The 21,820-nt window shown below is 71.0% G+C and carries 20 protein-coding genes; 4 read left to right on the forward strand and 16 right to left on the reverse strand.

All coding sequences use genetic code 11. The features are described from left to right. Positions 1–33: 33 nt before the first annotated feature. Positions 34–801: a DUF3105 domain-containing protein gene (locus N538_RS0109975; protein ID WP_028637191.1), complete on the forward strand. Its 768-nt coding sequence runs from the start codon at positions 34–36 to the stop codon at positions 799–801. A 32-nt stretch (positions 802–833) separates the two neighbouring features. Here N538_RS0109975 and N538_RS0109980 read toward each other — a convergent pair whose 3' ends face one another. After that, the gene (locus tag N538_RS0109980) at positions 834–1,910 is read right to left on the reverse strand and encodes a mannose-1-phosphate guanylyltransferase (RefSeq protein WP_028637192.1); all 1,077 of its coding nucleotides are present in this window, start codon (positions 1,908–1,910) and stop codon (positions 834–836) included. Positions 1,911–1,927: 17 nt separating this feature from the next. Here N538_RS0109980 and N538_RS24735 point away from each other — a divergent pair, with 17 nt between their 5' ends. Then, positions 1,928–2,653: a TIGR03089 family protein gene (locus tag N538_RS24735; protein ID WP_036570011.1), complete on the forward strand. Its 726-nt coding sequence runs from the start codon at positions 1,928–1,930 to the stop codon at positions 2,651–2,653. 7 nt (positions 2,654–2,660) lie between these two features. Here the strand turns inward: N538_RS24735 and N538_RS27360 are convergent, their stop codons facing one another. From N538_RS27360 to N538_RS0110030, 9 genes are all read right to left on the reverse strand, one after another. Then, the gene (locus N538_RS27360; protein WP_051549119.1) at positions 2,661–5,543 is read right to left on the reverse strand and encodes an FG-GAP-like repeat-containing protein; all 2,883 of its coding nucleotides are present in this window, start codon (positions 5,541–5,543) and stop codon (positions 2,661–2,663) included. 384 nt (positions 5,544–5,927) lie between these two features. After that, entirely contained in the window at positions 5,928–6,716 is a 789-nt protein-coding gene (locus N538_RS0109995; protein WP_028637193.1) for an ABC transporter ATP-binding protein, read from the reverse strand. After that, on the reverse strand, positions 6,716–7,630 hold the full coding sequence (locus tag N538_RS0110000) for an ABC transporter permease (RefSeq protein WP_051549120.1): 915 nt from the start codon (positions 7,628–7,630) through the stop codon (positions 6,716–6,718). The genes N538_RS0109995 and N538_RS0110000 overlap by 1 nt, the downstream gene beginning before the upstream one ends. After that, positions 7,623–9,629: a glycosyltransferase gene (locus N538_RS0110005; RefSeq protein ID WP_028637195.1), complete on the reverse strand. Its 2,007-nt coding sequence runs from the start codon at positions 9,627–9,629 to the stop codon at positions 7,623–7,625. Before N538_RS0110005 ends, N538_RS0110000 begins: the two co-directional genes overlap by 8 nt. After that, complete coding sequence (gene glf, locus N538_RS24745; RefSeq protein ID WP_036570013.1) at positions 9,626–10,813, reverse strand: UDP-galactopyranose mutase; 1,188 nt, start codon at positions 10,811–10,813, stop codon at positions 9,626–9,628. The genes N538_RS0110005 and glf overlap by 4 nt, the downstream gene beginning before the upstream one ends. Positions 10,814–10,819: 6 nt before the next feature. Further along, positions 10,820–11,728 carry a glycosyltransferase family 2 protein gene (locus tag N538_RS0110015; protein WP_028637196.1) on the reverse strand — a complete coding sequence of 303 codons (909 nt, stop codon included), beginning with the start codon at positions 11,726–11,728 and terminating at the stop codon, positions 10,820–10,822. Next, on the reverse strand, positions 11,725–12,678 hold the full coding sequence (locus N538_RS0110020) for a glycosyltransferase family 2 protein (RefSeq protein ID WP_051549150.1): 954 nt from the start codon (positions 12,676–12,678) through the stop codon (positions 11,725–11,727). Before N538_RS0110020 ends, N538_RS0110015 begins: the two co-directional genes overlap by 4 nt. Positions 12,679–12,795: 117 nt before the next feature. Then, positions 12,796–14,217: an LCP family protein gene (locus N538_RS0110025; protein ID WP_028637198.1), complete on the reverse strand. Its 1,422-nt coding sequence runs from the start codon at positions 14,215–14,217 to the stop codon at positions 12,796–12,798. A gap of 102 nt (positions 14,218–14,319) precedes the next feature. Continuing rightward, positions 14,320–14,841 carry an acyl-CoA thioesterase gene (locus N538_RS0110030; protein WP_028637199.1) on the reverse strand — a complete coding sequence of 174 codons (522 nt, stop codon included), beginning with the start codon at positions 14,839–14,841 and terminating at the stop codon, positions 14,320–14,322. Positions 14,842–14,864: 23 nt separating this feature from the next. On the opposite strand from N538_RS0110030, the gene N538_RS0110035 reads away from it, so the two are divergent. Continuing rightward, positions 14,865–16,103 (forward strand): LCP family protein, encoded by a 1,239-nt coding sequence (locus N538_RS0110035; RefSeq protein ID WP_028637200.1) that lies wholly within the window; start codon positions 14,865–14,867, stop codon positions 16,101–16,103. Between the two features lie 7 nt (positions 16,104–16,110). After that, positions 16,111–16,977 carry a crotonase/enoyl-CoA hydratase family protein gene (locus tag N538_RS0110040; RefSeq protein WP_028637201.1) on the forward strand — a complete coding sequence of 289 codons (867 nt, stop codon included), beginning with the start codon at positions 16,111–16,113 and terminating at the stop codon, positions 16,975–16,977. Here N538_RS0110040 and paaK read toward each other — a convergent pair. The 6 genes from paaK to N538_RS0110070 all read right to left on the reverse strand — a co-directional run bounded on the left by paaK (position 16,971) and on the right by N538_RS0110070 (position 21,813). Continuing rightward, positions 16,971–18,233 (reverse strand): phenylacetate--CoA ligase PaaK, encoded by a 1,263-nt coding sequence (paaK, locus tag N538_RS0110045; protein ID WP_231496189.1) that lies wholly within the window; start codon positions 18,231–18,233, stop codon positions 16,971–16,973. The genes N538_RS0110040 and paaK overlap by 7 nt on opposite strands. Further along, positions 18,230–18,658, reverse strand: coding sequence for a hydroxyphenylacetyl-CoA thioesterase PaaI (gene paaI, locus N538_RS0110050; protein WP_028637203.1), 429 nt, complete (start codon positions 18,656–18,658; stop codon positions 18,230–18,232). Before paaI ends, paaK begins: the two co-directional genes overlap by 4 nt. Beyond that, complete coding sequence (locus tag N538_RS0110055; RefSeq protein ID WP_036570015.1) at positions 18,655–19,419, reverse strand: sigma-70 family RNA polymerase sigma factor; 765 nt, start codon at positions 19,417–19,419, stop codon at positions 18,655–18,657. Before N538_RS0110055 ends, paaI begins: the two co-directional genes overlap by 4 nt. A 63-nt stretch (positions 19,420–19,482) precedes the next feature. After that, complete coding sequence (locus N538_RS0110060) at positions 19,483–19,809, reverse strand: hypothetical protein (RefSeq protein WP_028637205.1); 327 nt, start codon at positions 19,807–19,809, stop codon at positions 19,483–19,485. Between the two features lie 45 nt (positions 19,810–19,854). After that, positions 19,855–20,589 carry a dienelactone hydrolase family protein gene (locus N538_RS0110065; RefSeq protein ID WP_028637206.1) on the reverse strand — a complete coding sequence of 245 codons (735 nt, stop codon included), beginning with the start codon at positions 20,587–20,589 and terminating at the stop codon, positions 19,855–19,857. Positions 20,590–20,628: 39 nt separating this feature from the next. Then, entirely contained in the window at positions 20,629–21,813 is a 1,185-nt protein-coding gene (locus tag N538_RS0110070; RefSeq protein ID WP_028637207.1) for an acyl-CoA dehydrogenase family protein, read from the reverse strand. Positions 21,814–21,820: the final 7 nt, after the last annotated feature.

Genomic DNA, 21,820 nt, shown 5'->3' on the forward strand with positions numbered 1-21,820 from the left:
CCGTCGTCGTCCAGCCGTAGAGGGAATCGAGCCGTGGCCAAGACCACCAAGTCCGACAAGATCGACCGCAAGGCGGTCGTCGAGCAGATGCGGAAGAAGCAGAAGGGTGCCGACCGCCGGCGCAACTTCGCCATCGTCGGCGTCTGCGTCCTGATCGCCGTCGGCATTCTCGCGGCCGCCATCGTCCCGATCGTCAAGGACAAGCTCGACGCGCGGAAGTACGACAACACGGCGCTCTCCGACATCGGCGCACCGGCCTCGTCCTGCCAGGACATCACCACCAAGAAGGCCGACGGCAACCAGAACCACGTCCCGATCGGCACGCCGGTCGACTACACGACCGCACCGCCGGCGTTCGGTGCGCACTGGAACGAGGCCGGCGTCGCTCCCGCGCCGTTCGCGAAGAAGTTCTACACCGCGGACGAGCGCCCGGAGCTCGAGGCGCTGGTGCACAACCTCGAGCACGGCTACACGATCCTCTGGTACGACTCCACCATCGCCGACGACTCCACGGCGCTCGACGAGGTCAAGGCGATCGCCGACAAGTTCTCCGGCTCCTCGGACGACATGCGCGACAAGTTCATCGCCGCCCCGTGGAAGTCCACCGACGAGGACGGCGCGAAGTTCCCCGACGGCCAGCACGTCGCGTTCACTCACTGGTCGGCCGGCGGCCAGGGCGAGACCGACCCCTCGAAGCAGGTCGGCGCGTTCCAGTACTGCTCCGCGGTGAGCGGTGCCGCCCTGGAGGACTTCATGAAGAAGTACCCGTACTTCGACTCCCCCGAGCCCGGCGCCATGTGATGAGTCGTCTCCCGGGCTTGCTCGGGAGACGACTACGTCAGCTCAGCTCGTCCTGACTCCTTCAGCCGCTGCACGACCTGCTTGACGTCCTGGGCCCGGGCCCGGGTCGTCACCAGGAGCGCGTCCGGGGTGTCCACCACCACGACGTCGTCGAGGCCGATGACCGCCACCAGGCGCCCGGCAGCAGGTACGACGAGGCCGCTCGCGTCGATCGCGCGGACCAGGTCGTCGTCGCCGAGGACCGTGGGCCGGCCGGCGTCACCGACGAGCCCGGCCAGCGCGTCGAAGTCGCCGATGTCCTCCCAGCGGAAGGCCGAGGGCACGCAGACGACGCGACCCGCGTCCGCCGCGGGCTCGGCGACCGCGTGGTCGAGGGCGATCCTCGGCAGGTCGGTCCACAGGTCGTCGAGCCTCGAGGGGTCGGCCGCGATCGCGCGGAGCGAGGCGGCGAACGCGGGGTGCCAGCGGCCGAGCAGGTCCAGCAGCACGGTCGGGCGGACGATGAACATGCCGGCGTTCCAGCGGTAGTCACCGGTCGCGAGGTACTCCGCCGCCGTGCGGACCGAGGGCTTCTCGACGAACTCGCGGACGGCGAACGCGCCCGGGTGGCCCGCCAGCGGGTCACCGAGGTGGACGTAGCCGAAGGCCGAGGACGGGAAGGCCGGCTCGATGCCGAGCGTGACCAGCCAGTCGTCCCTGGCCACGTCGGCCGCGATCCGCACGCAGTCCGCGAAGACCTCGGGGTCGGGGATCACGTGGTCGGCGGCGAACGAGCCCATCACCGCCTCGGGGTCCTCGCGCTCGAGCACGGCCGCCGCGAGCCCGATCGCCGCCATCGAGTCGCGCGGCGACGGCTCGGCGAGGACCCGCTCCGGGGCGACCCCGGGGAGCTGCCCCAGCACCGCGTCCCGGTGCGGTCGCCCGGTGACGACCAGGAACCGGTCCTCCGCGACGGTCGAGAGCCGGTCGACCGTCCCCTGCAGCAGGGTGCGACCGCTGCCGGTGAGGTCGTGGAGGAACTTCGGCACCGACGAGCGCGACAGCGGCCACAGCCGGGTCCCGGCGCCGCCGGCGGGGATCACGGCCCAGAAGTGGTCGATCGGGGACATGCTGAGAGGCTAGCGAGGTGACCACCTTCGCCGACGTGCTGGCGCGCCAGGTGCGCGGTGACTCCTCGCGCCCGTTCGTGACGTTCTACGACGACGCGACCGGCGAGCGGGTCGAGCTGTCCGTGACGACGTATGCGAACTGGGTCGCGAAGACCGCGTCCCTGCTCGCCGAGGAGCACGGCCTCGAGCGCGGCCAGTCGCTGTGCGTCGACCTCCCGGCCCACTGGCTCGGGCCGGTGTTCCTCGGCGCGGCCTGGGCGGTCGGGCTGGTCGTGACCGGCCCGGAGGACGACCACCCGGACGCCGTCGTGTGCGGTCCCGACGCCGTGGAGCGCTGGGCCGGACTCGCCGCCGACCTCCCGGTGCTGGCCTGCTCGCTGCTGCCGCTGGGGGTGCGCTTCGCCGACCCGCTCCCGGCGGGCGTGCACGACGTCGGCCTCGAGGTGTGGTCGCAGCCGGACGCCTTCACCGCGTGGGACCCGCCGACCGCGGACGACCCGGCCACCGGCCCGTCGTACGGCGGCGCGACCCAGGACGAGACGTGGAGAGCGGCCGCCGCCGGGAGCCTCCTCACCGACGGCGGCCGCCTCCTCACGGAGGCGAACCCGGCTTCCCCACCAGGACTCGCCACCTTCACCGAGCCGCTCGTCAGAGACGGCTCACTGGTACTGGTCACCCACGCCGGACCGGGACGACTCGAGACGACGTACGCCGCCGAGCGCGCCACGGCCCGCTTCCCTTGATCGCGGGTCAACCAGCCAGGTCGTACACCCCCATCCCCCCACCGAGGTAGCGCCGGGTCTTGAACCCGGCCGCCGTGCCCTGGAGGAGCCACAGGTCGCCGGTGGCCTTCTCGCGGACGACCAGGTCCGCGTGGCCGGTGAGCTGGATGTCGCTGATGCCGACCACCCAGTCGTACGGCGAGAGGTCAAGCCCGAGCGGCTTTCCGCCGGTCAGGCCGCCGGGGCCGTTGCCCGGGAACAGCGTGAGCCTGTTGCCCTGGCGGAACAGCGAGTCGGGGGCGCCGTCGCCGTCCCAGCGACCGACCGGGACCTGGCGTCCCGCGTCGATCCGGCCGTGCGCGACGTAGCTCGGGTGCAGCCCGTCGAGGCCCGCGCCCGGGTAGATCCGGATCGCGCCCCCGGCCGGCTGGCCCATCAGGTCCGGCCAGCCGTCGCCGGTCATGTCGCCGACCGCGCCGAGCAGCCCCACCCCGGAGAAGCCGTCGGCCAGCTTCACGGGCTTGGCGAAGTGGCCCTTGCCGTCACCGCGGCGCAGGAACAGCGCGCCGGTCTTCGTGTTGCGGTTGATCACGTCCGCGAACCCGTCCCGGTCCCAGTCGCCGGCGTTCATCACGAGGTTCGCGTTCGAGAGGTCCATGCCGGTCGCGATCGGGGCGCGGAGCTCGGTGGTGCCGCTGTTGGGGAACACGGTGAGCCCGGCGCCGGTGCGCGCGACCAGGTCCGGCGTACCGTCCCCGAGCAGCTGGGCGGCGCCGACCAGGGAGCCGACGCTCGCGATCCGGAGGATCGGGCCGAGCGGGTGGCCGAACGTGCCGTCGCCGTTCGACGGCAGCACGAAGCCGTTCTTGGTGTCGGCGTCGCGCGCGAACAGGTCGGTGTCCCCGTCCCCGTCGAAGTCACCGAGGCCGGTGACGGCGGTCCACCGGTCCCAGCTCCCGATGCTCGACTTCTTCGCGAAGCCCTTGCCGGTGCCGGGGTGCAGCCAGACGGTCCCGTCCTTGGCCCGACCGAGCAGGTCGGCCTTGCCGTCCCCGGTGACGTCACCGGCGCCGACGAGGGCGGTGTAGCCGCCCCAGACCGTGCCGAGGCGCTGCACGCGGAACCGTCCGTCACCGCGGCCGTAGAGCGCGTCCAGCCGCCCGGTGTCCGGCCAGCGGGCGACCAGGTCGTTCCGGCCGTCTCCGTTCAGGTCGCCGGCCGCGGTGACCAGGTCGTGCCCGGCCAGCTGCCTGATCGTGCTGACGGCGGCACCGAAGGCGCCCTTGCCGTTGCCCGGGCGGACCTCAGCGGTGCCGTCGCCGTCCACGACCACGAGGTCGCCGACGCCGTCGCCGGTGACGTCCGGCGTGGTGATGACCGTCTGGTCCGAGGTGAGTCCGGACGCCGCGGGTACGCCGGTGCCGAACGCCGTGAGCCCGCCGGTCGGGATCACGAAGCCCTGGCCGTCGCTGGCGCGCCGGACCACCAGGTCGGGGTGCGACGAGCCGGCGAGGTTCGACTCCAGCTCGCGCCCGGACCAGCCGCGCTGCGCCTCGGCGGCGAGCCGGCGGATCTGCGGGATCTTGGCGTAGAGGTACCGGCCGGGACAGGCCGTCGAGGCCGCGTCGCGGTGGCCGTTGATCGCCTCGAAGTAGCGCGAGCCAACCCACTGCTTGGTCGAGGACGCGTCCACGCCGTGGAGGGACAGCTTCCACGCGAACAGCGCGCCGTACGCCTGCACCATCGCCTGGCTGGGCTGCTTGATGTCGTAGTTGCCGATCGCCGACATCGCGAACGCGTAGTCGTTGTAGTTCAGGGTGTGCGCACCGACCACCGGGCGGTCGATGCCGCCGTACCGGCCCTCCCAGATGCGGCCGAAGCGGTCGACCAGGAAGTTGTAGCCGATGTCGGACCAGCCGCGGGACTGGGTGTGGTAGGCGTAGATGCTGCGCAGGATCGCGGGCACCTCATCCCGGGTGTAGTCGTTGGCGTTCACCGTGTGGTGGACGAAGCCGGCGTGCACCTCGAAGTAGTGCAGCGAGCTCTTGTCGCGCATGCGCTCGTCCGCGCCCCACTGGGCCCGGGAGAAGATCTGCGGCTTCGGGGTGAACGTCGCAGCGGACAGGTCGATCCGGTCCGAGCCGCCGGTGCCCTCGCCGTCGTCGGTGGCGATGGTGGTGCTCGTGCTCGGTACGGCGTCGCCCGGCGTACCGTCCATCGACGTCGTGTCGAGCGCGGGCTTCTCCATGGCCGAGCGCGCGGCCCGGCCCGGGTCGACCACGGCCAGCTTCAGGTCGGCCGGGAGCGCGTTAAGGGTGGTCGCGACCTTCACCTGGACCTGGTCGACGTCGCCGACCAGCAGCTCGTCGGTGCCGGGGCGCGCGTGCCGCGCCTCCTCCGAGCCCGGGTCCGGACCGTGGTCGTCGTGGTACTCGAGGTCCAGCCAGCCCGACCAGCTGTCGCCGGTGCGGGTCCGGACCTGCAGCGTGATGTCGCCTTCGGGCAGCTGGGTGCCGTGCGCCCAGGTCACGCCGACGGTGCCGTAGCCGGAGACCGGCTCGGGGAGGCTGGTCAGCGTCGGCTGCCCACCGAGGGCGCCGGCCTTGCCGCGGGCCAGCGGCGCCCGCTCGACCTCGAGGCGGGCGTGCGGCTGCCCGGGCGGCGCGGTGAGCTGGTGCTCGTCGACCGTCGGGTCGACGACCGCGGTCGGGACCTTGGCCGGCCGCTCGGCGGCGCGCGTGTACGCCGCGAGGTCGCCCTGCAGCGGCGCCTGGCCGTACTGGCCGCTCGGGCTCTCGCGGACCACGTCGAGGCTCACGACGCTGGCCGCCGGGGTGAGGGCGGCGATGACGACACCGAGCGCCAGGAACTGCTGGCAGGCGGTGACGAAGCTGGACTTGCTGGGAGGCATTCGGGTACTCCAGTGTGCGCGGGGAAGTTCACACGAGACGCAACTTTCACACGCGCAACACTGGGCACGGAAGGGAAACTGAGTAACTACAAAGGTGTAATTTCCACTCGACACGCCGATGATTCCTAGATTTGTCAAGAAATCTCAGGTGTGTAATTCGCCGGGTCCGGGTGCCGAAATGCCGTAGTCCCTGGCGAAAATGTCGTCGGACCACCCGATCCGCGACATTTCCGGCAGGGACTACGTCGACGGGACGGGTGATCGCCGGGACCGGCAGCGCGGACCACCGGTCTCGATACGCGGGTCCGCGAGCTCGTTCCTCGCTCGCGCCGCTACTCGACCTGGCGCCTGGTCAGGTCCCGAGCAAGCTCGGGACCTGGGCGCTCAGATGTCGGCGCCGAGCTCCTCGTCGGCGTCCTCGGAGCCGAGCTCCTCCTCGGTCTCGCCGCCGTCGTACTTGACGAACTTGATGCCCGCGTCGACGCCGCCGTCGAAGGCGAGGCGGCCCTGCTCGAGGACGATCACCCGGTCGCACATCTTGCGGACCGAGCCGGCCGCGTGGCTGACGTAGAAGAGGGTGCGGCCGCCGTCGCGGACCTCCTGCATCTTCTCCAGGCACTTCTGCTTGAAGGGCCGGTCCCCTACCGCGAGCACCTCGTCGGCGAGGAAGATGTCGGAGTCGACGTGGATGGCCACCGCGAAGCCGAGGCGGGCGAACATGCCCGAGGAGTAGTGGCCGACCGGGGAGTCCAGGAACTTGCCGATGTCGGCGAACGCGACGATGTCGTCGAACTTGCGGCTCGTCTCCGCCTCGCTCATGCCGAGCACGGCGGCGTTCAGGTAGATGTTCTCCCGGCCGGTGAGCTGCGGGTGGAAGCCGGCGCCGGTCGCGATCAGCCCGGAGATCCGCCCGCGGGTGAGCACCCGGCCGCTGTCGGGCCGCATGATGCCGTTGATCAGCTTGAGCAGCGTGCTCTTGCCGGACCCGTTGAGGCCCATCAGCCCGATGGACTCACCCTGCTCGACCGTGAAGGACACGTCGTCCACGGCCTTGAACGTGTCACTGATGTCCTGGCGGCGCAGCGCGGCCACGGTCATCTGCTTGAACGTGCGGTGGTAGCGCAGCGTGAACGACTTCGTCGCGTTCTCGACAACGATCGACTGGGTGCCCATCAGAGCCGCTCCGGGATCTTGTTCTCGAGCCGCGAGAAGACCAGCTGGCCGACGCCCAGGACGACCAGGCAGATCCCGAGACCGATGATGCTGCGGGTGAAGAGGTGGTCGGGCAGGTGCGCGGCGATCGTCGCCTGGGGATCGTCGGTCGAGCCGACCCAGAACGCACGCTGCACGAGCAGCACGGCCTCGGCGATCGGGTTCGCGAGGTAGAACTCGGTGTGGCCGTGGAAGCGCTCGGCGACCAGGCTGTAGGGGTAGATCATCGGGACGCCGAAGCGGACCAGGTTCGTCATGATCGACGCGACGTTCGAGACGTCGCGGAAGAACACGTTGGCGGCGCTGAAGAGCAGCGCCATCGCCGTGCCCAGGGTCATGATGATCGCCAGCGCGAGCACCAGGGCCACGACGCCGGCGAGCTCGGGAGTCCAGCCGGTGATCACGCAGACGGCGGTGAGGATCACGAACTGCGGCAGCATGTGGTACGCCGACACCAGCATCGAGGCGACCGGGAACATCTCCCGCGGCACCGCCATCTTCTGGACGAGCGTCTTGTTGCGGACGATCGAGCGGGTGCCGGCGTTGAACGTCTCGTTGAAGAAGTGGACCAGGATGATCCCGCAGAACATGTGGATCGCGAAGTTCGGCACGTCCTGGTGGAGCTGGAACAGCACCCCCATCACGAAGTAGTAGATGAAGAACTGCGTGAGCGGGTTGACGTAGGACCACAGCAGGCCGAGGAGCGAGCCCTGGTAGCGCGCGCTGATCTCCCGGCGGACCAGCAGCCGCAGCAGGTAGCGCCGCCGGAAGACCTCGAACAGGCCCGTCGACGCCGACGGGGGGCTCAGCGGGGCGTCGACGTGGTGCACCGGCCGGGCCGGGGTGTCGCCGAGCGGCTGGACGACGTCAGTCATCCGCGCGCTGCCCGGTCCAGGGCCGGAACGTCTCGTCCCAGGCCTCGGGCGAGGTCACCTCACCGAGCTTGGCGCGGTACTCGTCGGCCAGCCGCGGCCACTCCCGCTTGAGCCGCTCGTGGATCTCGATGGTCTTCAGCATCAGCTCGCGGAACTTCTCCGGGTCACGCCGGTAGAACGCCGCCGAGGCGCCGTCGTTCATCGACACGATCGCCGAGTCGTACGACGCGAGGCGGTACCACTTGGCGTCCATCGCGCGGATCTCCGCCTCGGGGTACTCCTGCGCGAGCTCCCGCGGCGGCTTGAGCTGGCGCAGCGGCTGGAGGCCGGCACTGACGAGCTGCGCGAGGCGGCCCGGGATCTCGGTCCCATCCCTGCCCTTGCGCGGCGGCTTCTTGCGGCGCACCGGCGGGAACGCGTCCGGGTCGGACTCGAGCTGGGCGTCGGTGAACTGCTTGCGCAGCGCGTTGATCTCCCCCAGCCGGGTCGGGAGCATCTCGTGGAGGTGGTCCGGTCCGGCCAGCACGTCGAGCAGCGCCTGGTGGCGGATCTCGGCCGTCGAGTACTGCATGGACACCAGGTGGGAGATCTGGTGGTTGCGGCTCTCCCGCACCATCCGGCCGCCCTTGGGGTACGGCGAGTGCAGCAGCGCGGCCACGAACCGGTTCCGCTGGTGGAAGTAGGCCTGCCAGTCGAGGCCGTCGTTCTTGTCGGTCCACGGCACGTGCCACACCGCGGCACCCGGGAACGTGACGGTCGGGTAGCCGGCCGCCTTGGCGCGCAGGCCGAACTCGGAGTCGTCCCACTTGATGAACAGCGGCAGCGACAGGCCGATCTCCTCGAGGACCTGGCGTGGCACCAGGCACATGAACCAGCCGTTGAAGTCCACGTCGATGCGCTTGTGCAGCCAGCGGCTCGACCGGAGGTTGCGGCCGGCGAGGTCCCAGTCGCTGTAGGTGTCGAACGGCGACTGCCACCAGAACCGCCACGGCTGCACGATCTCGCCGAAGCTGTGCAGCCGGGAGCGCGAGTAGATGTTGAACATGTGGCCGCCCACGATCGTGGGCCGGCGGGCGAGGTCCGCGAACGTGATCGCGCGGATGATGCCCTCGGGCTCGCAGACGACGTCGTCGTCCATCATCATCGTGTACGTCGCGGTGCCCTTGCGGACCGACTCGAGCTGGCCGCGGGCGTAGCCGCCCGAGCCGCCGAGATTGCCCTGCACGATCATCCGCAGCGTCTCGCCCAGCTCCGACTGGGCCTTGGCGAAGTCGGGCGAGTCGACGACCTTGTCGGTGCCCTGCTCCATCACGAAGACGGTGTCGAGGTACGGCGCCAGGTCGGCGTCCTCGCCGATCTGGGTGAGCAGCTTCGCGCAGAAGTCCGGCCGGTTCATCGTGGTGATCGCGATGTCGACGGTGCCGTGCTGGGCCCGGTCCTCGGGCACGTCAGCGGACCACTCGGCGGACTCGACGACGACGTCCTCGTCGCCCGCGATCACGTCGTACCAGTACCAGCCGCCGTCCACGAACGGCTTGAGCGACAGCTCGAACGTGAAGGTGCTCGTCTCCTCCGCGCCGGTGTCGGCCGCGCCGACGCGCTGGGAGTGGCCCCGGGCCATCGACTTGTAGACGATCACCGTCGCGCCCTTGCCGGATACGCGGACGGTCAGCGTGACGTCGGTGACGACGGACCAGCGGCGCCAGTAGCTGGCCGGGAACGCGTTGAAGTAGGTGCCGAAGGACAGGCGCTCGCCCGCGCGGACGCGCAGCGCGGTGCGGGACTCGATCTGATCCAGGTGCACCCCGCGGCCGGTCGCGGTCGACTGCCGGATCGCGGCGTGGTTCAGGTCCTTCGCCGCCCGACTGCCGCCGACCTCGTACTTGTCGGCGTCGAGCCTGGCGTCCTCGGGGTCGACGTACAGGGCGAGTACGTCGAGGTCGCGGTCCAGCGGGAGGATCTGGCGCTGGAGCAGGCGGGTCGTGGTCGGCGTGCTCATGCGTCGACACCTCCGCTGGTCAGCGGCGCACCTTCGGCGAAGTGCGGCCGGAGCTTGTTCTCGAACATCGACAGCGCTGAGCCGATCGCCATGTGCATGTCGAGGTACTTGTAGGTCCCGAGCCGGCCGCCGAAGAGCACCATCTGCTCCTTCTTCGCCAGCTCGCGGTACTGCAGCAGCTTCTCGCGGTCCTCGGCGGTGTTGATCGGGTAGTAGGGCTCGTCACCCTCCTCGGCGAACCGCGAGTACTCGTGCACGACGATCGTCTTGCCGGGCAGGTAGGTCCGCTCGGGGTGGAGGTGCTTGAACTCCAGCGTACGGGTGAACGGAAGGTCCTCGTCGTTCGCGTTGACGACGCCCGTGCCCTGGTAGTCGTCGACGTCCACCGTCTCCCGCTCGAGGTCGATGGTCCGCCAGGAGAGCCGGCCCGCCGAGTTGCCGAAGTACTCGTCGACCGGTCCCGTGTAGACGATCGGGACCTTGCCCCTGAACTCGTCGGCGACGTCGAAGAAGTCGGTGTCGAGCCGCACCTCGATGTTCGGGTGGTCGGCCATCTTCTCCAGCCAGGCGGTGTAGCCGTCGACCGGGAGGCCCTCGTAGGTGTCGTTGAAGTACCGGTTGTCGAAGTTGTAGCGGACCGGGAGCCTCGTGATGATGTCCGGGCTCAGCTCCTTGGGGTCGGTCTGCCACTGCTTGGCGGTGTACCCCTTCACGAACGCCTCGTAGAGGGGGCGGCCGATCAGGCTGATCGCCTTCTCCTCGAGGTTCTGCGCGTCCTCGGTGGCGATCTCGCTGGCCTGCTCGGCAATCAGCGCCCGCGCCTCGTCGGGGGTGTGGCTCCTGCCGAAGAACTGGTTGATGAGCCCCAGGTTCATCGGGAACGAGTAGACCTGCCCCTGGTACTTCGCGAAGACGCGGTGCTGGTAGCCGGTGAAGGCGGTGAACCGGTTCACGTAGTCCCACACCTTCTTGTTCGAGGTGTGGAACAGGTGCGTCCCGTAGACGTGCACCTCGATGCCGGTCTCCTCGTCGAACTCGCTGTAGGCGTTCCCACCGAGGTGGGAGCGGCGCTCGAGCACGAGCACGTTCAGGCCGAGCTCGGTCGCACAGCGCTCAGCGATGGTGAGGCCGAAGAAACCGGAGCCGACGACGACGAGGTCAGGGCGGTGCTCAGGGGATGACACGGTTGGTCAGTCTACGGATCGGGACGGCACGACCCGCATTCCCCGCGCGTCGCGCATGGCGCGGATCACATTGCGCGCCTCGGCCCGCCCGCCGCGCACCGGGCTGAGCGCGACGACCGCGGCGGTGATCAGCCAGGGCTTGGCCCGCACCAGCGCGTTCTCGCCGTACCGCAGGTGCACCGCGAACAGGTTGCGGTACATGAAGTACCCCTTCCAGCCGCTCAGGTCGTGCTGCTGGTCGAAGTCGAGCTGGCGGACCAGGACCGCGTCGCGGACCGCCCAGATCCGGTGGCCGGCGCGGCGGGCGCGGAGCGCGTAGTCGACGTCATCGTAGAAGATGAAGAACGACGGGTCGGGCAGCCCGATCTCGTCGATGACCCGGCGCCGCACCATGAAGCCCTCGAACGCCACGTTGTGCACCTCGACCCGGTGCGGCATCAGGTGGCGGTGGGCGTACTCCGTCTCGACCATCGCGGTCTTCGGCCGGATCGCGAGCGGGTTCGCGAGGTCGAACCTGACCGCGGCCTTCTCGACCAGGGCTCCCGCGGTGTCCTCGCGGACCGCCATCAGGCAGGACTCGTCCTGGGCGAGCAGGACGCCCAGGCAATCGGGCGCGGGGATGACGTCGTCGTCCATCAGCCAGATCCGGTCGAAGCCCTGCTCGTACGCCGCCGCCACCCCCCGGTGGAAGCCGCCCGCGCCGCCGAGGTTCGACTCCGGCCGGATCACCTGGAGGCCGGGGTTGGTCGCCGCCGAGAGCACCTGCGGCGTGTGGTCCGTGCTGGCGTTGTCCACGACGAGCACCGCGTCGGGCAGCGGGTCGAGCGCGCCCAGGCCGGCGAGCATCGGGGCCAGCAGGTCGGCCCGGTTGTACGTGACGACCACGATCGCGACGGACTCGCGCGGCTCGCTCACAGGTATCTCCGGTGCCCGGTGAAGTCGCCTCGGAGAGCGGCCGTCATGGCGCGCAGGCTGAGCCGGATCCGGTGCGGGCTCGGCCGGGTGAAGGCGTAGAACCACACGGTCTTTCCGACGAAGGCCAGCGCGTACGGCCAGCCGCGGTACTCGCGCAGGTTGAGCAGGTTGTTGCGGGCCATGCAGTAGTGCTTGAGGTCGCTCGGGCTGTGGTTGTACGTCGTCCGCCCGAACATCATCGGCGTTCCCAGGCTGCCGACCGCCGGGTGCCGCACCTGCGCGCCGACCACGGTGGCGATCCGGGCGCCGGCCTTCTCGGCGCGCAGCCGGTACTCGTGGTCGTCGCCCCAGATGAAGTACTCGGACCGGGGCAGCCCGATCCGCTCGACGAGGGCACGGGTGACGAGCACGCCGTTGAAGGGGATCACGATGCCGTCGATGCGGCCGTTCCGCGCGGCCGCCTCGACGTCGGCCAGCCGGTGCACCACCTTGGTGCCGCCCGGCAGCCGGATCGGGAACACCAGCCGGCCGGGCTCCGCCTCGTCGACGACCAACGGTCCCCAGAAGTCCAGGTCGGTCTCGCCGAGCAGGGTCTCGAGGCAGCCGGGGTCCGGCAGGCCGTCGTCGTCCATCAGCCAGACCAGGTCGGCGCCGCGCTCCACCGCCCACTCCAGGCCGTCGTGGAACCCCCGCGCACCCCCGCCGTTCTCGACGAGGGTGCGGCCGAGGACCGGCACCGTCGGGTGCTCGTCGCCGGGATCGCGGTCGGCCAGCGTCGAGAGCCACTCCCCCGTGCCGTCGGTCGAGGCGTTGTCGACCACCAGGACCTCGGCCAGCCCAGGTTCCCCCTCCAGCCGCTCGAGCAGCCGCTGCAGCAGGTCGAGCCGGTTGAACGTGACCACCACCGCCGCGATGCGGGGCTGCGCTGGCTGCGCGGGCTGCTCGGTCACGGCGACCACCCTAGGGGGCGGCCTGCGCGCGCTCGTCGGGGGCGAGCCGGCGGTGGGGCGTGGGTCACTGTGGTCACCCGCCGGGACCGACCGCCGGCCGCCGACCGGTCAGGGCCCTCAGCAGGCGGTGTCGAGGTCGTCGGCCTCGTTGGCGGCGTACCCGTCGCCGAGCGAGCCGATCGAGCCGCCGGTGACGGTGGCGTCCTTGTGCTGCTTCGACTTCGCCGGCGGCGGTGCGGTGCCCTCGGCCCTGTCGATCGCGCCGGCGACCTTGTGCCTGATCAGCTTGATGTCGGGGTCGGCCGTGTTGATCATCGGCGGCACGAGCGACAGCGTCGAGACCTGCTGGCCGCGTGCCTTCAGGGCGAGCTGGATGAACCGGTCGACCTCGCTGGCCGGGATGTTCGTGGAGATCATCGCGGAGCTGGCCTGCGCGATCGACTCGAAGTTGCGGACGGCGACCTGCGGGCTGATCTGCTGCAGCATCGCGTTCATCACGCACTTCTGGCGGGCCATCCGCGAGTAGTCGTCGGAGTCGTCGCGGGCGCGGGCGAACCAGAGCGTGTCGTGGCCGTCCAGCTTCCGGACCCCGGGCTGGATGTAGCCGGTCACGTCGTCGCCGAGGCCGCCGACCGGGATCGGCTGGCGCACGTTCAGGGTCACGCCGCCGACGGCGTCCACGAGGTCCTTGAAGCCCTCGAGGTTGACCATCGCCCAGTAGTTGATCTTCAGGCCGGTGATGCCCTCGATCGCCATGATCGTGGCGTCGACGCCCGGGTTGTCGGAGTGCGGGAACAGCTCGGTGTTGTCGCCGGCCCAGGTGCTCACGCCGTTGAGGTAGTCCGCGTCGAAGCCGTGCGGGAACTGCTGGTGCATCACCGAGCCCTTCGCGAACGGGAAGTTCTGCATGTTGCGGGGCAGCGAGATCAGCACCGTGCGGCCGGTGTCGGCGTCGATGCTGGCGACCGTCATCGAGTCGGGGCGCAGGCCCCAGCGGCCGGCGCCCGAGTCACCGCCGAGCAGCAGCACGTTGTAGCGGCCGTCGTGCGCACCGGTGACGGTGTCGCCGCCGAACATGGTGAGGATGAAGTCGCGCTGCACGCCGACCAGGTGGGCGCCGAAGAGCAGGGTGCCGGCGACGGTCAGGCACAGGACGCCGTTGACCCCGACCACCGCGCGGCGGTGTCCCATCGAGAGCGTGAGCGGCTGGCCGACCCGCCAGGCGTCGAAGAACAGCAGCGCCCAGCCGGTCGCGAGCGCCATCAGGACCAGGCGCAGCCAGAAGAGGAAGAACGGTGTGGAGGCGAACCAGAAGAACAGCTCGTGCCAGAAGACGCCGACCAGCAGGGTGCCGAGGAAGACCGCCCAGCCGGCCACCCAGACGTAGAGCGCGGTGAGGCCGACCCGGCGGTTGCCGGCGACGATCTGCGCCGAGCCCGGCAGGACGAGCGTCATCAGCATCAGGGCCATGGCCCTGCGGAAGCGCACCCGAGCGGCACGGTCGAGCGCGGAGGACCCGGGGGAAGAGACGGGTGGCATCGAGATGCCTCTCTGCGACAGGTGGAGCGGGGAAGTGGTGGTGCTGACCGCCAGTATCACCAGTCACACCCGTCACACGCGGTCGCGACGCGCCGGGACGCCTCAGTCGGTACGACGGCCCGAGTCGATCTCGACCTTCCGCGCCAGCCGGTGCGCGCGACGGATCTCGGCCTCGCGGAGGCGGCGCGCCTCGTCGGGCGTCTCGGGGACGACGCCGGGGACCGGGCGCGGCCGGCCGGCCCCGTCGACGGCGACGAACACGAAGTAGGCCGACGCCACGTGCAGCGAGGTGGTCGACGGGTCGTTCCAGGGCTGTGCCTCGACGCGCACCCCGATCTCCATCGAGGACCTCCCCGCCCAGTTCACCTGGGAGAACGTCCGGACGATGTCACCGACGTGCACCGGTTGCAGGAACGCCACCTCGTCGACGGCGGCGGTGACGGCCGGGCCGCCGCTGTGCCGGGCCGCGACGGCCCCCGCGGTGGAGTCGGCGAGCTTCATGATCTCGCCGCCGTGGATGTTGCCGAGGAGGTTCGCCTCCCGCCCGGAGGTGACCACCGCGAGCGAGACCCGGGCGTACGACGGAGCGAGCCCGTGCCGCTCCCCATCCCCTGGGGCAGTCATGCCTGCACGGTAGCGTCAGCGACATGAATGACCGTCCTCGGCAGGATGGTGCACCCGAGGACGGGGCTCCTGACTTCCACTGGCTGTACGGCGAGAACGCCCACCCGGGCGAGGAGCCACGCCCCGACGAGACCCGGGTGATGCCCACGATGTCGCGCCCCTCCGACGCGCCGCCGCCGTCTCCCCCGCCCCCGCCCTCGACCGCTCCGGGCAACCGCTCCACGCCGCCCTCGCCGCCCCCGGTCGCGCCCGCACCCCGCACGCAGCGCGGCGGCCGCCGTCGCGGACCGAAGTTCTGGATCGGCATCGTCCTGGTCCTGCTGCTGCTGTGGGTCGTCTACCTCGTGGCGGTCCCGTTCTACTCGTGGACGAAGGTCGACAAGGTCGCCTTCGAGCCGAGCGGCAAGCGTCCCGGCGACCAGTCCGGGACGACGTACCTGATGGTCGGCAGCGACTCCCGCGGCGACCTCACGAAGGATCAGCGGAAGCAGTTCCACACCGGCGACGCCTCGGGCCAGCGCACGGACACGATCATGCTGCTGCACACCGGCAGCGGACCGAACCTGCTGATGTCGATCCCGCGCGACTCGCTGGTCGACATCCCGGGCCACGGCACCAGCAAGATCAACGCCGCCTACGCGTACGGCTACGCGAACGGCGGTGGCGCCGACGGCGGCGCGCAGCTGCTGGTCAAGACGATCGAGCAGAACACCGGGATCCGCGTCGACGACTACGTCGAGATCGGTCTCGGCGGGCTGGCCGGTGTCGTCGACGCGGTCGGCGGGATCCAGATCTGCCCGACGTTCGACATGAAGGACAAGCTGGCGGGGCTGGACATCAAGAAGGGCTGCCAGCAGGCGGACGGCACCACCGCGCTCGGCTACGCGCGCTCCCGTCACACCGACCCGCGGTACGGCGACATCACCCGTGTGAAGCACCAGCGCGAGGTCGTCGCCGCCGTCGGTGACAAGGTGATGTCGCCCTGGACGTTCATCAACCCGTTCCGCTACTGGAACCTCAACATGGCGATCCCCGACTTCTTCGCCTTCGGCGAGGGTGCGAGCCCGATCACGGCCGCCAAGTGGGCGACGGCGATGACGAACGTCGACCTGAGCTGCGTCGTGCCGATCTCGGACCTCGCGGTCCACTGGGACCCGGACCGGTCCCGGCAGATGTTCGACTACATCAAGCAGGACAAGACCGACGACATCCCGAAGGGCCTCTGCACCGCGACGGGCCTGCCGAAGAGCGTCACCGGATGATCGACCGATGAGCTTCGAGACCCTCGGCTGGGAGGTCGACGGGGACGGCATCGCGACCGTCACCCTCGACCGACCCGACCAGCTCAACGCCTTCGACCTGACGATGGCCCGCGAGCTCGAGCAGGTCTTCCGGGAGGACGCCTGGAACGACGAGGTCCGCGCGGTGGTGGTGACCGGAGCGGGGCGGGCGTTCTGCGCCGGCATGGACCTCTCCGCCGAGGGCAACGTCTTCGGCCTGGACGAGTCGCTGCGCCCGAGCGTGACGGAGTTCCGGGCGCGGTACGCCGAGGCGCCGTACGACGACGGCGTCCGCGACACCGGCGGCAAGGTGACCCTCGCGATCCACGCGCTGCCGAAGCCGGTGATCGCCGCGATCAACGGCCCCGCCGTCGGCATCGGCGCCACGATGACCCTGGCGATGGACCTGCGGCTGGCCTCGACGAGGGCGCGGATCGGGTTCGTGTTCGGCCGGCTCGGGATCGTGCCGGAGGCGGCATCGACCTGGTTCCTGCCGCGCATCGTCGGCATCCAGCAGGCGCTCGAGTGGGTCTACTCCGCCGACATCCTGAGCGCGGACGCGGCGCTCACCGGACGGCTGGTCCGCAGCGTGCACGAGCCCGACGACCTGCTGCCGGCGGCGTACGACCTGGCCCGCTCGTTCGTGGTGGGCCGCTCGCCCGCCGCCCTGGGCCTCGCGAAGCGGCTGCTCTACCGCAACAGCGCCGCCGCGGAGCCGCTCGAGGCGCACCTGTCGGACTCGCTGGCGATGTACTGGCAGTCGATCGGCGACGGCAAGGAGGGCGTCGCGGCGTTCCTGGAGAAGCGCGCGCCGGAGTTCGCCGGCCGGGCCTCCGACCTGCCCGAGGTCTACTGACGCCGGTCGCTGATCCGCTTGGCCTTGCCGAGCGAGCGCTCCAGGGCGTAGGGCGCCAGCACCTCGACCCGCGCGGTCACGCCGATCCGCTGCTTGATCCGCTCGGCGAGGAGGCCACCGAGGCCCGGGTCGGGAGGGCCGGCGGCCTCGACCTGCACGGTCAGCTCGTCGAGCGTCCCGGGCCGGGTGAGCACGCAGAGGTAGTGCGGGGTGAGTCCCTCCACGCCGAGGATCTGCTCCTCGACCTGGCTCGGGAAGACGTTCACCCCGCGCACGATCATCATGTCGTCGGTCCGGCCCGTGACCTTCTCCATCCGCCGGAACGTCGGGTACGCCGTCCCCGGCAGCAGCCGGCTGAGGTCTCGGGTGCGATAGCGGATGACCGGCATCGCCTGCTTGGTGAGCGAGGTGAACACCAGCTCCCCCGGCTCACCGTCGGGCACCGGCTGCAGCGTCACCGGGTCCACGATCTCGGGCAGGAAGTGGTCCTCCCACACGTGCAGCCCGTCCTGGGTCTCGCCGGACTCCTGCGAGACGCCCGGCCCCATCACCTCCGACAGCCCGTAGATGTCGACGGCGCGGACGCCGGAGCGCTCCTGCACGGCTCGGCGCATCTGGTCGGTCCAGGGCTCCGCGCCGAAGATGCCGACCTCGAGGGCGGTGCTCCGCGGGTCCACGCCCTGGCGGTCCATCTCGTCCAGGATCGCGAGGAAGTACGACGGGGTCACCATGATCACCCGTGGCGCGAAGTCCACGATGAGCTGCACCTGCCGCTCGGTCATGCCGCCGCTGACCGGCACCACCGTGCAGCCGAGCCGCTCGGCGCCGTAGTGGGCACCGAGACCGCCGGTGAACAGGCCGTAGCCGTACGCCACGTGCACGACGTCCCCCGGCCGGCCGCCGGCCGCGCGGATCGAGCGCGCCATCAGGTCCGCCCAGGTGTCGACGTCTGTCTGGGTGTAGCCGACCACGGTGGGCTTGCCGGTCGTGCCGCTGCTCGCGTGGACGCGGACGACCTGCTCGCGGGGTACAGCGAACATGCCGAACGGGTAGTTCGCGCGGAGGTCGGCCTTGGTCGTGAACGGGAACCGCGCCAGGTCCGCCAGCGAGGCGAGGTCGTCCGGTCGGACGCCGGCCTCGTCGAACGCCCTGCGGTAGTGGGGCACGTGCTGATACGCCGCGCGCAGCGTGGCGCGCAGCCGCTCCAGCTGGAGCGCCTCCAGCTCGGGGCGACCGAGGTCCGGCGGGACGGTCACCAGAGCTGCCCGCCGATCTCGCGGGACCGGCCGACGAAGGTGGCGACCACCTCGTGGCCGACGGTCACCGTGACGTCGTACGTGCCGTCGCGGCCGGCGCGCTCGCGCTCGACCGCCGTCGCGACCAGCACGTCCCCGGCGTGCGTCGGCCGGCGGAACCGGATCTCGGCCCCGGCGGCGACCGTGCGCCTGTTGTAGGAGTTGCAGGCGAAGGCGAAGGCCGAGTCGGCGACCGTGAACGTCAGCCCGCCGTGGCCGAGGTCGTGGCCGTTGACCATGTCGTCGCGGACCGTCATCCGCAGCGTGGCCGTGCCCGGCCCGACCGCCTCGAGCGACATGCCGAGGGCCTGGCTGGCGTGGTCGTCGGCCCACATGGCCGCGGCGCTGCGCTCGGCGACGTCGCGGGCGGCCTCCTCCGGTGTCACGCCGACAGGCTAGGACCTGTCTCGACGAGCCGCTCGCGGAGGCGGGTCAGGATCCGGTTCAGCAGCCGCGAGACCTGCATCTGGGTGACCCCGATGTCCGCGCCGATCTCCGCCTGGGTGTAGCCGCCGAAGAACCGGAGCTCCAGGATCCGGCGCTCGCGCGGAGTCAGGCCCCTGAGCACGGCGTGCAGCGTGACCCGCGCCTCGGCCTCGGCGAAGTCCGGGTCGAGCGAGCCCAGGCGGGCACCGAGCGCGTCCTCGCCCTCGGGCACGGGTGCGTCCAGGGATGCGGGGCTGAAGCACCCGGTCGCGCCGAGCGCGTCGAGCACCCGCTCCAGGTCGACGTCGAGGTGCCGCGCCAGGTCCGAGGGCCGCGGGGACCGGCCGAGCTCCTGGGTCAGCTCGCCCTCGGCGGCCAGGATCCGGGTCTGCATCTCCTGGATCGAGCGCGGCGGGCGCAGCGCCCAGCCGTGGTCGCGGAAGTGGCGGCGCAGCTCGCCGCGGATGGTCGGCACCGCGAACGAGAGGAAGTCGCTGCCGCGATCGGCGTCGAAGCCCTGCACGGCCTTCACCAGGCCGAGGTAGGCGACCTGCTCGAGGTCCTCGGTGGCGACGCCCCGGCCGTGGTACCGGCGGGCGCAGTCGCTCGCGACGACCATGTTGAGCCGGATGACCTCGTCCTGGATGGCTCGGCGGTCGCCGGGAGACGCGTCCCGCGCCTCGGCCAGGAGGCGCGCGGTTGCCGCTCGCCGGTCTTCCATTCCTCGACGATGGCAGCCTGGTCTAGACCGCACACCACCCTTTCGGGCGGCAGTGCCGAGGGTTCAACGACCGACGGCCTTCTCGAGCTCGGCCTTGGTCATCGAGGAGCGGCCCTTGATGTTCTTCCGCTTCGCCTCGGCGTAGAGCTGGTCCCGGGTGCGACCGCCGGCCCCGGCGTGCGAGCGCAGCCCGCCGCGCCGGGACGAGGAGATGTCCTCGGTCGACGCCCGGCTCGCCTGCTTCGCCTCGCCGTGCCGGGCCCGCTCCTTGTTGACCGTCCGGGCGGCGATCTCCTCCGCCTCGTCCTCGTCACGACCCCGATCCTCGAGGCCCTCCTTGATGTGCTCGTACTGCCGCTCGCGCTTCTTGCTCCATTGCTCCTGAGGCATGTCCCGGAGTACCCCCGCCGTACCGGCGGCATGTACGCCGCCGGGTCACAGGGTGCGGGCGAACAGCCCCTGCAGCACGCGGTAGTGGCGCTCGGCCGCGGCCTCGTCGTACACCGACGTGTCGGCCATCGTGTAGCCGTGGGCGGCGCCCGCGTAGACCTCGTTGAGGTGCGGCCGGCCCGCCTCCTGGAGCACCTGCTCGAGCGCCTCGACCTGCTCGAGCGGCATCGAGGCGTCCTGGTCGGCGTGGCCGAAGACGTACTCCGCGGTCGAGGCCGCGACCGCGTGGTGCGGGCTGTCGTCGGCGTCGGTCACCAGGCGGCCGCCGTGGAAGCCGCCGACCGCCGCCACGGTGCCCGGGAACTGGCCGGCGGTGCGGACGGCGAGCCGCGCGCCCATGCAGTAGCCGGTGACGCCGATCGGCCCGTCGCCCGCGTGCTGCTCCAGGGCGCGCACCCATGCCTCGGCGTCCGGTCCCGAACGGTCGGGGGTCAGCGCGGCAACCCGGTCACCGACCCCCGAGGCGAAGAACTCCTCGCGGGCACCCGGGTCGCGCAGGTCGGCCGTCGGGGCGAGGTCGGCGGCCCGGCCGTCGCGGTAGAACACGTGCGGGACGAGCACGACGTACCCCCACGACGCGATCCGGTCCGCCATCTCCTCGACCTGCGGCCGGAGCCCGATCGCGTCGACGTAGAACAGCACGCCGGGCCTGCCGGCCTCGCCCGTCAGATACGCCTCCGCGGTCCCGTCGGCTGCCTGGACCTCGATCGTGGTTCCCATGCCCGCGACCGTAGTTGCCCTGCACAACCGGCGCGGTCCTCAGAGCTGCGACTGCACCCCGGCGAGGAGCTGGCGCGCCATCACGATGCGCTGCACCTGGTTGGTGCCCTCGTAGATCTGGGTGATCTTGGCGTCGCGCATCATCCGCTCGACGGGGTAGTCGCGGGTGTAGCCGTAGCCGCCGAGGACCTGCACGGCGTTGGTGGTGACCTCCATGGCGACGTCGGAGGCGAAGCACTTCGCGGCGGCACCGAAGAAGGTGAGGTCGGCGTCGCCGCGCTCGGACTTGCCGGCGGCCGCGTAGGTCAGCTGCCGGGCGGCCTCGACCTTCATGCCCATGTCGGCGAGCAGGAACTGCATCCCCTGGAAGTCGCTGATCGACTTGCCGAACTGCTTGCGCTCCTGGGCGTACCCCAGGGCGTAGTCCAGAGCACCCTGCGCGATGCCCACCGCCTGCGCGGCGATCGTGACCCGGGTGTGGTCCAGGGTCTTCATGGCGGTCTCGAAGCCGGTGCCCTCCGCCCCGATCATCCGGTCCGCCGGGATCCGGACGTTGTCCAGGTAGACCTCGCGGGTCGGCGAGCCCTTGATGCCGAGCTTCTTCTCCGGGGCACCGAAGGAGACACCCGGGTCGGACTTCTCGACCACGAACGCCGAGATGCCCCGGCCGCGCTTCTCGGGGTCGGTGACGGCCATGACCGTGTAGTACTCACTGACCCCGGCGTTGGTGATCCAGCGCTTCACGCCGTTGAGGACGTAGTGGTCGCCGTCGCTGCCCCGATCCAGCACCGCGCGGGCCTTCATGCCCACCGCGTCGGAGCCGGCGTCCGGCTCGGACAGGCAGTACGAGAAGCCGCCCTCTCCCGCCGCCAGCTTGCCGAGGTAGCGCTTCTTGAGCTCCTCGGACCCGGAGATCTGCACCGGCAGCGAGCCGAGCTTGTTGACCGCCGGGATCAGGCTGCTGGACGCGCAGGCCCGGGCGACCTCCTCGATCACGATCACGGTCGCGAGGGCGTCCGCCCCGGCGCCGCCGTACTCCTCCGGGACGTGCGGTGCGTGGAAGTCCGCCGCCAGCAGCGCTGCCGCCGCCTCGTCGGGGTAGCGCGCATGCTCGTCGACGTCGGCGGCGAAGGGCGCGACCTTGGCGTCACAGACCGCCCGCACGGCCTCACGGATCGCCTGGTGCTCCTCGGAGAGGGCGAAGAGGGGGAACTCGGAGCTCATGCCGCCA

This window comes from Nocardioides sp. URHA0032 (assembly GCF_000620645.1).
Lineage (GTDB): Bacteria > Actinomycetota > Actinomycetes > Propionibacteriales > Nocardioidaceae > Nocardioides.